This is a genomic window from Streptomyces sp. NBC_01296 (genome assembly GCF_035984415.1).
Classification (GTDB): Bacteria; Actinomycetota; Actinomycetes; order Streptomycetales; family Streptomycetaceae; genus Streptomyces.
In genome coordinates, this window is record NZ_CP130720.1 from 6,129,708 (window position 1) to 6,141,872 (window position 12,165).

General features: G+C 72.3%; 11 protein-coding genes. 5 read left to right on the plus strand and 6 right to left on the minus strand.

Annotated elements, in window-relative coordinates:
- The first annotated feature begins 1 nt into the window (after position 1).
- The 3 genes from OG299_RS27900 (at position 2) to OG299_RS27910 (ending at position 4,916) form a co-directional block, all read left to right on the plus strand.
- Positions 2–835: an adenosylcobinamide-GDP ribazoletransferase gene (locus tag OG299_RS27900; protein ID WP_327362972.1), complete on the plus strand. Its 834-nt coding sequence runs from the start codon at positions 2–4 to the stop codon at positions 833–835.
- Positions 836–874: 39 nt separating this feature from the next.
- Positions 875–1,573: a response regulator gene (locus OG299_RS27905; RefSeq protein ID WP_266629950.1), complete on the plus strand. Its 699-nt coding sequence runs from the start codon at positions 875–877 to the stop codon at positions 1,571–1,573.
- A gap of 199 nt (positions 1,574–1,772) precedes the next feature.
- The gene (locus OG299_RS27910) at positions 1,773–4,916 is read left to right on the plus strand and encodes an efflux RND transporter permease subunit (RefSeq protein WP_327362973.1); all 3,144 of its coding nucleotides are present in this window, start codon (positions 1,773–1,775) and stop codon (positions 4,914–4,916) included.
- Between the two features lie 54 nt (positions 4,917–4,970).
- Here the strand turns inward: OG299_RS27910 and OG299_RS27915 are convergent, their stop codons facing one another.
- From OG299_RS27915 to nadA, 3 genes are all read right to left on the minus strand, one after another.
- Entirely contained in the window at positions 4,971–5,345 is a 375-nt protein-coding gene (locus tag OG299_RS27915; RefSeq protein WP_327362974.1) for a hypothetical protein, read from the minus strand.
- Positions 5,346–5,413: 68 nt separating this feature from the next.
- Positions 5,414–5,638: a hypothetical protein gene (locus OG299_RS27920; RefSeq protein WP_266629953.1), complete on the minus strand. Its 225-nt coding sequence runs from the start codon at positions 5,636–5,638 to the stop codon at positions 5,414–5,416.
- A 37-nt stretch (positions 5,639–5,675) separates the two neighbouring features.
- On the minus strand, positions 5,676–6,863 hold the full coding sequence (gene nadA / locus OG299_RS27925) for a quinolinate synthase NadA (protein ID WP_266629954.1): 1,188 nt from the start codon (positions 6,861–6,863) through the stop codon (positions 5,676–5,678).
- Between the two features lie 306 nt (positions 6,864–7,169).
- Here nadA and erpA point away from each other — a divergent pair, with 306 nt between their 5' ends.
- Positions 7,170–7,526: an iron-sulfur cluster insertion protein ErpA gene (erpA, locus tag OG299_RS27930; RefSeq protein WP_008738845.1), complete on the plus strand. Its 357-nt coding sequence runs from the start codon at positions 7,170–7,172 to the stop codon at positions 7,524–7,526.
- Between the two features lie 90 nt (positions 7,527–7,616).
- On the opposite strand, the gene OG299_RS27935 is transcribed toward erpA, so the two are convergent.
- Together OG299_RS27935 and OG299_RS27940 are read right to left on the minus strand one after the other, a co-directional pair.
- Positions 7,617–9,065 carry a hypothetical protein gene (locus tag OG299_RS27935; protein WP_327362976.1) on the minus strand — a complete coding sequence of 483 codons (1,449 nt, stop codon included), beginning with the start codon at positions 9,063–9,065 and terminating at the stop codon, positions 7,617–7,619.
- 127 nt (positions 9,066–9,192) lie between these two features.
- Positions 9,193–9,426, minus strand: coding sequence for a hypothetical protein (locus OG299_RS27940; protein ID WP_327362977.1), 234 nt, complete (start codon positions 9,424–9,426; stop codon positions 9,193–9,195).
- A 132-nt stretch (positions 9,427–9,558) separates the two neighbouring features.
- Between OG299_RS27940 and OG299_RS27945 the strand changes: the two genes are divergently transcribed.
- A complete protein-coding gene (locus tag OG299_RS27945) occupies positions 9,559–10,536 on the plus strand; it encodes a carbohydrate kinase family protein (RefSeq protein WP_266629961.1) in 978 nt (325 codons plus the stop codon).
- 48 nt (positions 10,537–10,584) lie between these two features.
- Here OG299_RS27945 and OG299_RS27950 read toward each other — a convergent pair whose 3' ends face one another.
- Complete coding sequence (locus OG299_RS27950; RefSeq protein ID WP_327362978.1) at positions 10,585–11,964, minus strand: cysteine desulfurase/sulfurtransferase TusA family protein; 1,380 nt, start codon at positions 11,962–11,964, stop codon at positions 10,585–10,587.
- Positions 11,965–12,165: the final 201 nt, after the last annotated feature.

Below are 12,165 nucleotides of genomic sequence, written 5' to 3' on the forward strand. Positions count from 1 at the left end.
GATGAAAGATTCGTTCGACGACCACCCCCCGGCCTCGCCCCTGACGCCGCCCGCGGAGCGCGCCTCGCTGCGCGACGGCCTGCGCTTCGCGTTCGGCACGCTCACCGTGCTGCCCGCCCGCATCACCCGCTGGGACCGGCCCGCGGCCCGTACCGGCATGGCCTGCGCACCGCTCGCCGGGCTCGTCGTGGGCCTGCTCGCGGCCGTGCCGGGGGTGTTGCTGCTGATCCTGGGCGGCGGCCCGCTGCTCGCCGCGGCCGTCACCGTCGCCGTACCGGCCGCCCTGACCCGGGGGCTGCACCTCGACGGTCTCGCCGACACCGCCGACGGGCTGGGCAGCGCCAAGCCGGCCGAGGCGGCGCTGCGCATCATGAAGCAGTCCGACATCGGCCCCTTCGGGGTGGTGGCGCTGCTGCTCGTGCTGCTCGTCCAGGTCGGGGCGCTGGCGGACCTCTACGCCGAGAGCTGGGTCCACGGGGCCCTGGCGACGGTCATCGCGGCCGTCACCGCCCGGCTGGCCATGACGGTGGCCTCCCGTGACGGCGTACCGCCGGCCCGCCTCGAGGGGTTGGGGGCGGCCGTCGCAGGGGTGCTCCCCAAGGGCTCGGCCGCCGGGGTCGCCGCACTGGTGGCCGTCCTGGCCGGGGCCGCCGCCCTGCCGGTGGGCCCGGGGGCCGCCGTGCAGTGCGCGGCCGCGGTCCTGATCGCCCTGGCGGCGGCGGAGCACCTGCTCCGCCGCTGCGTGAGCCGCTTCGACGGGGTCACCGGCGACGTCTTCGGCGCCCTCTCCGAGATCGCGGCGACCACGGCACTCGTCATCCTGGCCCTGGGCTGACCCCCCTGTCCCCGGAGGGGAACACGTAGGGTTCGGGGCGTGGAAGAGACGCCGACGACCATCAGGGTGCTGCTCGCCGACGACCAGGCCCTGCTCCGCAGCGCCTTCAAGGTGCTGGTCGACTCCGAGCCCGACATGGAGGTCGTCGGCGAGGCCTCCGACGGCGCCCAGGCCTGCGCGCTGGCCCGGCAGACCCGGCCCGACGTGGTGCTCATGGACATCCGGATGCCCGGCACCGACGGTCTCGCCGCCACCCGCATGATCAGCGCGGACCCCGAACTGTCCGCCGTCCGCGTGGTCATGCTGACGACGTTCGAGGTCGACGAGTACGTCGTCCAGTCCCTGCGGGCCGGCGCCTCCGGGTTCCTCGGCAAGGGCGCCGAGCCCGAGGAACTGCTCAACGCCATCCGCGTCGCCGCCGCCGGGGAGGCCCTGCTGTCCCCGGCCGCCACCAAAGGGCTCATCGCCACCTTCCTCGCCCAGGGCGGCGGCGCCGACCCCGGCGGCCCCGCCGGGCACGCCGAACGGCTCGCCGCGCTGACCGTCCGGGAGCGCGAGGTCCTCGTCCACGTCGCCGCGGGCCTGTCCAACGACGAGATCGCCGGCCGGCTCGAGGTCAGCCCGCTCACCGTCAAGACCCATGTGAACCGGGCCATGGCCAAGCTCGGCGCCCGCGACCGGGCCCAATTGGTGGTCATCGCCTACGAATCGGGACTGGTCCGGCCCCGGGCGGAGTAGGGCCGCTGCCGCGCTCGGGCCGACGCGTACGGCCCGCGCGCGGGTTCGTGGAGTACGGCCGCGTACTGCGGACGCGGTATGCGGGACATAAAGACGCGGGACCTGGGGGCGACGCAGTACCGCCCCGGCGTGCGGAAGGCTGAAGGCCCGCGGCCTTCAGGCCCCGCCCCGCGCACGCCACAGCAGAGAGATCCCACCCATGTCCTGGCTGTCCCGCTTCAGCCTGGCCCAAAGAGCGCTGATCGGCCTCGTGTCGATCACCGCACTGCTCTTCGGCGCCATAGCCATCCCGCAGCTCAAGCAGCAGCTGCTGCCGTCCATCGAACTGCCGATGGTGTCCGTGCTCGCGCCGTACCAGGGCGCCTCGCCCGACGTGGTGGAGAAGCAGGTCATCGAGCCGATCGAGGCCACCCTCAAGGGCGTCGACGGCATCACCGGCATCACCTCCACCGCCAGCGAGGGCAACGCCCTCATCATGGCCAAGTTCGACTACGGCGACAGCGGCACCAAGCAGCTCGTCGCCGACGTCCAGCAGGCCGTGAACCGGGCCCGCGTACGGCTGCCCGCCGAGGTGGACCCGCAGGTCGTGGCCGGCTCGACCGACGACATCCCGACCGTCGTCCTCGCCGTCACCTCGGACAAGGACCAGCAGGCACTCGCCGACCAGCTGAGCCGCTCCGTCGTCCCCGTCCTCGAGGACATCGAGGGCGTCGGCCAGGTCAGCGTCGACGGGGTCCAGGACCTCCGGATCGCCGTCACCCCCGACAACGCCAAGCTCGCGGCGGCCGGCCTCGACGGCGCCGCCCTCGCGCAGGGCCTCCAGGCGGGCGGCGCGACCGTCCCCGCCGGCTCCTTCGACGAGGCGGGCAAGAACCGCACCGTCCGCGTCGGCGGCGGCTACACCTCCCTCGCCCAGCTCGAGGACCTGCGCCTGAACGCCGGCCCCGGCAAGCCGGCCGTGCGCCTGGCCGACGTCGCCACCGTCAAGCAGGAGCCCGCCAAGGCCGTCTCGATCACCCGCACCAACGGCAAGCCCAGCCTCGCCCTCGTCCTCACCATGGACAAGGACGGCAGCGCCGTCGCGATCTCCGACGCCGTCCAGGACAAGCTGCCCGAGCTGCGCACCGCGCTCGGCGCCGGCGCCGAGCTGACCGTCGTCAGCGACCAGGGCCCGCCCGTCGCCAAGTCCATCTCCAGCCTCACCACCGAGGGCCTGCTCGGCCTGCTCTTCGCGGTGATCGTGATCCTGGTCTTCCTGGCCTCGCTGCGCTCGACGCTGGTCACCGCGGTCTCCATCCCGCTGTCCGTGGTCCTCGCGCTGATCGTGCTGTGGACCCGCGACCTGTCGCTCAACATGCTGACCCTGGGCGCGCTCACCATCGCCATCGGCCGCGTCGTCGACGACTCGATCGTGGTCCTGGAGAACATCAAGCGCCACCTCGGCTACGGCGAAGAGCGCGAGTCCGCCATCATCGCCGCGGTCAAGGAGGTCGCCGGCGCGGTCACCTCCTCGACCCTCACCACCGTCGCCGTCTTCCTGCCGATCGCCTTCGTCGGCGGCATGGTCGGCGAGTTCTTCGGCCCGTTCTCCCTCACCGTCGCCGCGGCCCTGCTGGCCTCGCTGATCGTCTCCCTGACGGTCGTGCCGGTGCTGTCGTACTGGTTCCTGCGCGCGCCGAAGGGCATCGACCCGGCGAACGCCGAGAGCGTGGCGAAGGCGCGGCGCGAAGCCGAGGAGAAGGAGGCGAAGAGCCGCCTCCAGCGGTTCTACGTACGGACCCTGGGCCTGGTCACCCGCCGCCGGATCGCCACCCTGGCCGTCGCGGTCGTGGTGCTCATCGCCACCTTCGGGATGGCCCCGCTGCTGAAGACCAACTTCTTCGACCAGGGCGAGCAGAGCGTCCTGACGGTCAAGCAGCAGCTGCCCCCGGGCACCTCGCTGGCCGCCTCCGACGCGGCGAGCCGGCGGGTCGAGAAGGCCCTGACCGAGGTCAAGGGCGTCAAGGACTACCAGGTCACCGTCGGCTCCTCCGGCTTCCTGGCCGCCTTCGGCGGCGGTACGGGCTCCAACCAGGCCTCGTACCAGGTCACCCTGGAGGACTCCGGCGACTCCGATGGCGTCAAGAAGCGCATCGAGGACGCCCTCGGCAAGCTCGACGGCATCGGCGACACCAGCATCTCGGCGGGCGGCGGCTTCGGCAGCCAGAACCTCAGCGTGGTCGTCAAGGCGGGCGACGGGGCCGTCCTCGCCCAGGCCGCCGAGCAGGTCCGGGCCGAGGTGGCCACGCTCGACGACGTCACCGACGTACAGAGCGACCTGTCCCAGTCCGTGCCCCGGATCTCGGTGACCGCCACCCCGAAGGCCGCCGAGGCGGGCCTGAACCAGGCCGCGCTCGGCGCGATCGTGGCCCAGGCCGTGCGGGGCAACCCGGTGGGCAAGGCCGTACTGGACAACACCGAGCGGGACATCGTCATCACGTCCGCACACCCGGCCACCACCCTGGCCGAACTGCAGGCGCTGCCCGTCGGCCCGGTCAAGCTCGGCGACGTCGCCGAGGTCAAGGAGGTCCCCGGCCCGGTCTCGATGACCCGGATCGACGGCGCCCGCGCCGCCACCGTCACCGCGAAGCCGGTGGGCGACAACACCGGCGCGATCGGCGCCGCGCTCCAGACGAAGATCAGCGCACTGGACCTGCCCGAGGGGGCCACGGCCACCATCGGCGGCGTCTCCGAGGACCAGGGCGAGGCCTTCGCCTCCCTGGGCCTGGCCATGCTCGCGGCCATCGCGATCGTGTTCATGCTGCTCGTGGCCACGTTCCGCTCGCTGGTCCAGCCGCTGATCCTGCTGGTGTCGATCCCGTTCGCGGCGACCGGCGCGCTCGGCCTGCTGCTCGTCACCGGCACCCCGCTGGGCGTCCCGGCGATGATCGGCATGCTGATGCTCATCGGCATCGTCGTGACCAACGCGATCGTCCTGATCGACCTGGTCAACCAGTACCGCGCCCAGGGCCTCGGAGTCGTCGAAGCCGTCATCGAGGGCGGCCGGCACCGCCTGCGCCCCATCCTGATGACGGCCCTCGCGACGATCTTCGCGCTGCTCCCGATGGCGCTCGGCGTCACCGGCGAGGGCGGGTTCATCTCGCAGCCGCTCGCGGTGGTGGTGATCGGCGGCCTGGTCAGCTCGACGCTGCTGACGCTGCTCCTGGTGCCGACGCTGTACACGATGATCGAGCTCCGCAAGGAGCGCCGCCGCGCGAAGCACGAGGCCAAGCGCACGGCCCGCCTGACGGTGGTCCCGACGCCGGACGAGTCCTCGGACGAGGAATCCCCGGTCACGGTCTGAGTACCTGGGCAGGGTGGAGGGGCGTCCCGCACGGCGGGGCGCCCCTTCTCGTTCTCAGATCAGCGACAGGTACGCGGCCACGGCCGCCTCGACGGCGTGCAGCATCACCAACGGGTGCGTCGCGGGGGTCCACACGTACTCGCTCTCGGACGGCACGACCCCGCGGTGGTGCACCGCCTCGTAGGTGACGGCCGGCCAGTCTGCCTGGACGGCCTCGACCACCTTGGCCGGGTCCGGCTCTCCGTGGTTCTCGGCCAGCGCCCACAGTGGCTGGGCGAGGGCCCGCTTCAGCGCCGCCTCGACCGTGCTCTCCTCCCACGGCCCGGCGTCCCCGTGGAGCCGCTGCGCCAGCGCCGCGAGAGCCGCGGCCTCACCGGGCAGTACACCTCGGACCAGGGCGGCTTGCGCCCTGCGGACGGCCAGCCGCATCCGCGCCAGGTGCCGGTGGCGGTCCTGTTCGTCCGAACCGCCGACGAAGATCTCGCCGACCCTGCCGGTCAGCAGGTCGTGAGGCCCCCGGACTTGGACCCCGGCGGCGCGGGCCGCTCCCGTACGCGGACCTCGTCGACGCCCAGCTCCTCCAGCGCCGCCACGAGCTCGGCGCGGGCCTCCTCCTGCTGCTGCCCGTCGGCCTCGCCGCCCGCGTCGGCCAGTACCTCGATGTAGCGCGTCATGGCGATCAACTCCCCCTTGGTGCCGGGGAGGTTAAACGAAAGGGGCACCCGTGGGGTGCCCCTTTCGGCGATCGGATCCGGACGGCTACGGCAGCGCGAGCATGCGCTCCAGGGCGAGCTTCGCGAAGCTCTCCGTCTCCTTGTCGACCTGGATCCGGTTCACGAGGGTGCCCTCGGCCAGGGACTCCAGGGTCCACACCAGGTGCGGGAGGTCGATGCGGTTCATCGTCGAGCAGAAGCAGACCGTCTTGTCGAGGAAGACGACCTCCTTGTCCTCCGCGGCGAATCGATTCGCCAGGCGCTGGACGAGGTTCAGCTCGGTGCCGATGGCCCACTTGGAGCCGGCCGGGGCCGCCTCCAGCGCCTTGATGATGTACTCCGTCGAGCCGACGTAGTCCGCGGCCGCCACGACCTCGTGCTTGCACTCGGGGTGGACGAGGACGTTCACGCCGGGGATGCGGGCGCGCACGTCGTTGACCGAGTCGACCGAGAACCGGCCGTGCACCGAGCAGTGGCCGCGCCACAGGATCATCTTGGCGCCCCGCAGCTGTTCGGCGGTCAGGCCGCCGTTCGGCTTGTGGGGGTTGTAGAGCACGCAGTCGTCCAGGGACATGCCCATGTCGCGGACGGCGGTGTTGCGGCCCAGGTGCTGGTCCGGCAGGAAGAGCACCTTCTCGCCCTGCTCGAAGGCCCACTCGAGGGCCTTCTTCGCATTGGACGACGTACAGATCGTGCCGCCGTGCTTGCCGGTGAACGCCTTGATGTCGGCCGAGGAGTTCATGTACGAGACGGGCACCGTCGCGCCGGCCACGCCCGCCTCGGTGAGCACGTCCCAGCACTCGGCGACCTGCTCGGCGGTGGCCATGTCGGCCATCGAGCAGCCGGCCGCGAGGTCGGGCAGGACGACCTTCTGGTCGTCCGAGGTCAGGATGTCCGCGGACTCCGCCATGAAGTGGACGCCGCAGAAGACGATGTACTCGGCCTCCGGCTTGGCGGCCGCGTCCTTGGCCAGCTTGAAGGAGTCGCCGGTGACGTCGGCGAACTCGATCACCTCGTCACGCTGGTAGTGGTGGCCGAGGATGAAGACCTTGTCCCCGAGCTTCTCCTTGGCCGCGCGGGCGCGCGCGACCAGGTCCGGGTCCGACGGCGAGGGCAGGTCGCCCGGGCACTCCACCCCGCGCTCGCTCTTGGGGTCGGCCTCACGGCCGAGCAGCAGCAGGGCAAGGGGCGTCGGCTGGACGTCCAAAGGCTGGGCGGTGGTCACGACACGCACCCTTTCTGTTCTGCGACAAGGGGAACTTCTGAAGCAGAGCTTCGACTTCTCGTCTATTTGACGCTATCTATCATAGCTGCTTCACGTCACTTTGACGATGCCGATAGTGTCGATGTGACGCATTCCCCTGAGACGAAGCCCTCGGTCCGTCGGGCCCAGCTCCCCGCGACGGTGTGCGAGCATGAATATCTAAGACATACGTCGGGTCCGGAATGAATCCGCGGCCCCGCTCGTTGCCATCGACGGCAAGAGTCCGACGTTTCCCTGCTTCCGGCGGGGAGCCGCCCACTTCGGGAGTGAATGCAGATGTCCGTACAGGACGACAAGACCACTGTGAGCGACGGCATCCTCCTGTCCGACGCCGCCGCCGAGAAGGTCAGGACCCTGCTGGAGCAGGAAGGCCGCGAGGACCTGGCGCTTCGCGTCGCCGTCCAGCCCGGCGGCTGCTCCGGCCTGCGCTACCAGCTCTTCTTCGACGAGCGCTCCCTCGACGGTGACGTCGTCAAGGACTTCGACGGTGTGAAGGTCGTCACGGACCGGATGAGCTCCCCGTACCTGCACGGCGCCTCGATCGACTTCGTCGACACCATCGAGAAGCAGGGCTTCACGATCGACAACCCCAACGCCACCGGCTCCTGCGCCTGCGGCGACTCGTTCAGCTAAGCCCGTCCTCCGGCCGAGTCCGGAGCGCGAGCCCGTACGACGAAAGGCCCCCGGCACCTCTCGGTGCCGGGGGCCTTTCGTCGTACCGGGCTACTGCCGGGGGAGCGGCTTGCCCGAGGTCACGTCGACCACCTTGCGCTCGCCGAGCGGCTGCTGGAGGGTCGTCGACACCGTCATGTCCTGGGCGATCATGATGCAGGACCGGCCGGGCTCGTTCGGGGTGTCCGTGATCTTCACCATGACCGACCCGGCCTCCTCCCGCGCCTCCAGGGCATAGGTGCTGCACACCCCGCCCCAGAAGTTCACGGTCAGCTTCTTGTCGGCCTCCTTGTACGAGAACCCGGGCACGGTCTTGCCGCCCTTGGGGGCCGAAGGCGCCGTCGAGCCGTTCTCACCGGCCGGCTGGACCACCGTGCGCCCGGGCCCGCCGTTGCTGCCCGCCACCTCGAACAGCCAGGCCGGCACCAGACCGCGTGCGCCGTCCACCGTCCCCGGGGCCAGCCCGAGCACGGCCCCCTTCACGGTTTCGGTCCGCGGCGGCTTCATCGGGCGCGGCTCCGGGTTGCAGGGCAGTGTGTCCGAGGGTCCGACCGGGGTGTCCGGGGTCAGCGGGACCGAGGTCGCGCAGCCGCTGGGCCCCGGGTCCGTACCGCCCGACCCGGCCGAGGACCGGTTCAGCCGGGCCAGCGCCTCGACCGCCCCGACCACCGGCTGATCGGCGGCGCGCACGGGCGCCTTCAGCTCGCCGCTGCCCGCCACCACCTGGGAGTCCGCGCTCACGCTGACCTTCGTGGACCAGCCCTGCGTGGGCAGCCCGTCGATCACCGGGTCGGCGGCGACCACGCGGACGGCGCCCTGGACGAGCCGGGCGTCCAGCTTGGCCCCGCTCTGGCCGGCGGCCGCGAGCACCGGGGCGGCGGCGGCCTTCGCGGCCTCCTCGCTCACCGGCGTACCGCCCTTGCCGCCCGCACCGTCCGCCTCCTGGGCGCCCTGGGGGAGGGTGGCCGGGCCGCAGGTGTCCTTGCCGCGCTTGCAGTCGTCACCGGCGCCGCCCGTCCCCTGGAAGCGGGAGAAGTTCCAGGTACCGGGCGCCTTGCGGTTCACCGTGAGCCGGGGTCCGGCGCCGTCCGCGGTCTCCCCGGCCTGCCAGACCTCGCCGCTCAGCCGCGGGGTGCCCGGGATGCCGAGGGCCGTCGCGAGCCGGGCCACCTCCTCCGAGGTGACCTCGCCGGTCGCGGCGAAGGCCGGCGCGGTCGCCGGGGCCTCGGGAAGGGCGATGTCCGCCCGGTACGTCACCCCGCTGCCGCGCGGATCCGGCTCGCCGGGGGCGATGCCCGGCCCCGAGGGGCTCGGCGCGACGCGGGGCGCCGAGGCCGTGCTGTCACCCGTACGGCCGCCCGGCTTGCCGTCGCCGTAGGCCGTCGACGCCCAGTACGCCGTACCGCCGCCGGCGAGCAGGACGGCGGCCGCGATCGAGCCGATGGCCCAGGCCGGCCGCCGCCGTGTGCCGCGTGATGTGTCGGGTTGTTCGCTGGTCACCGCTTGCTCCTTCGCCCGTACCGCAGTGGCTGATGCGGCTGTGACGGAACAGACGGCGAACCGGTTCCGCAGCTCCGGAAGCATCCTGCGGAAGGTGCTTCCGCAAGGCGCTTGCGGAGGACCGGCCCTACTCGCCGTACTCGGCCGTGGCGGCGATCAGGCGGGCCGAGGCCGGCGGAACGCTGATCCCGTGGATCTGTGAGGGCGCCACCCGGTCCGGCCGGGGGTCCGCCGGGACCGTCCAGTGCGGGGCCATCCTGGCGCAGTCACCCAGCAGCCGGGCGAAGCCGGGCTGCGTGTCGGCCGTCTTCTCGGCGTTTGCGCCGTTCGCGGCGTACCCGAAACCATCGGTGTAGGTCATGGGGCACGGTAGGCACGGCGCAGCGGGCGAAGAAAGACCTACTACGGGGTAGTTTCATGCGGTCGGCCGCGGGGCAGCGACCGGGTAGTTTTGAATGTCCCCCTCGCCGTCCCTCGCAGGAGCGTCCACGCCGTGCGTATCGCCATCACCGGCTCCATCGCCACCGACCACCTCATGACCTTCCCCGGCCGCTTCGCCGACCAGCTCGTCGCGGACCAGCTGCACACGGTCTCCCTCTCCTTCCTCGTCGACAACCTCGACGTACGGCGGGGCGGTGTCGGCCCGAACATCTGCTTCGGCATGGGCCAGCTCGGCACCCGCCCGATCCTGGTCGGCGCGGCCGGGTACGACTTCGACGAGTACCGCGCGTGGCTGGACCGGCACGGCGTCGACACCGACTCCGTGCGGATCTCCGAGGTCCTGCACACCGCGCGCTTCGTGTGCACCACGGACGCCGACCACAACCAGATCGGCTCCTTCTACACGGGCGCGATGAGCGAGGCCCGCCTGATCGAGCTGAAGGCGGTCGCGGACCGGGTGGGCGGGCTCGACCTGGTCCTCATCGGCGCCGACGACCCCGAGGCGATGCTGCGCCACACGGAGGAGTGCCGCACGCGCGGGATCCCCTTCGCCGCGGACTTCTCGCAGCAGATCGCCCGCATGGACGGCGACAACATCCGCACCCTGATGGAGGGCGCGACGTACCTGTTCTCGAACGAGTACGAGAAGGGCCTCATCGAGTCGAAGTCCGGCTGGTCGGACGAGGAGATCCTCGCCAAGGTCGGCACCCGGGTGACGACGCTGGGCTCGCGGGGCGTGCGGATCGAGCGGGTCGGCGAGGAGCCGATCGTGGTCGGCTGCCCCGAGGAGACGGCGAAGATCGACCCGACGGGCGTCGGCGACGCGTTCCGCGCCGGATTCCTGACCGGTCTGGGCTGGGGCGTGGGGCTGGAGCGGGCCGCGCAGGTCGGCTGCATGCTGGCCACGCTCGTGATCGAGACGCTGGGCACCCAGGAGTACACGCTGGCGCGTGCGCACTTCATGGAGCGCTTCACGAAGGCCTACGGCGAGCCCGCCGCTTCGGAGGTCCGCGCCCACCTGGCCGCGTAGCGGCCGGGCCGGGGTGGGCCGGCGGGGCTGATACCAGCCCCGCCGGCCTCAGACCTGGCGGCGGACCGTGTACGCCACCCCCACCGGGCGGGGGGCTTCGCCCAGGTACGCGTGGCCGCGCATCGTGCACCAGGCCGGGATGTCCAGGCGGGCCACCTCGTCATCCGACAGGACGGTCACGGTCCCGCCGACCGGGACCGCGGTGATGACCCGGGCCAACTCGATCACCGGCTGCGGGCAGCGCAGGCCCAACGCGTCGATCTCCAGCGCGTCCGACACCGGCGCCACGGCCACCGGTTCGCCGACACCGAGCGTGGCGCGGACCCCCGCCACCACCCCGGGCAGCACCTCCAGGAAGCCGTTCACCTCCTGCGCCGTCGTCCCCGACGGCAGGGAGACGCGTACGTTCCCCTCCGACAGCACGCCCATCGCCCGGAGCACATGACTCGGGGTCAGCGTGGAGCTGGTGCAGGAGGAGCCCGACGAGACGGAGTAGCCCGCCCGGTCCAACTCGTGCAGCAGCGTCTCGCCGTCGACGTACAGGCACGAGAACGTGACCAGGTGCGGCAGCCGCCGCTCCGGGTCACCGACCACCTCCACGTCCGGCACCAGCCGGGCCACGCGCCGCCGGATGCGGTCCACCAGGGTCCGCAGCCGGGCCGCCTCCGCGTCGGCCTCGGCCCGTACCGCCCGCAACGAGGCCGCCGCCGCCACGATCGCCGGGAGGTTGACGAAGCCGGGGGAGCGGCCCGACTCCCTCTCGTCCGCCGGGAATTGGGGCGAGAAGCGGACGCCCTTGCGGACCGCCAGCAGTCCGACTCCCGCCGGGCCGCCCCATTTGTGCGCGCTCGCGGTGAGCACCGACCAGCCGCCCTCGACCGGGCCCCAGCCCAGCGACTGCGCCGCGTCCACCAGCAGCGGCACCCCCGCCGCCGCGCAGACCTCGGCCACGTCCGCCACCGGCTGGACCGTACCCACCTCGTGGTTGGCCGACTGGAGGCAGGCCAGGGCCGTCGCCCCGTCCAGTACGGAGGCGTATCCGGCCGGGGACACCGCCCCCGCGCGGTCCACCGGAATCTGCGTCACCGTCCCGCCGGCGGCCTCGTGCGCCTGCGCCGCATGGAGGACAGAACTGTGTTCGACCGCCGATACGACGAGATGACCGCCGACGCGCCGGCGCCCGGCGAGGGCCCCCGCGACCCCGGTGTGAACCGCGTGCGTCCCCGAAGGAGTGAACACGAGCTCGTCGGGGCGGCAGCCCACCGCCTCCGCCGCCGCCTCGCGCGCCGCGTCCAGCAGCAGCCTCGCGCGCCGGCCCTCCCGGTAGAGCCGGGCGGGGTCCGCCCACCCCTCGTCCAGGGCGGCCTGCAACGCCTGCCGGGCCACGGGGTGCAGGGGAGCGGCGGACGCGGTGTCGAAGTAGGGCATCCGGCCACGCTAACCGGCGACCGGGGACGTTCGAGGTCAGGGGCCGTCAGATGCCCCCCGGAGGCCGCCATTCAGGGGGTGTTGGGCCGTCCCCCGTACGGCGGATCCATCCCTTCGGGGGCAGTAGCGGCGCGTTGGGCACCCTCCCCGCGCGACCCCAAATAGCGTCCAGTAGGGTTTGGTCCGCATAAACATCCAAAC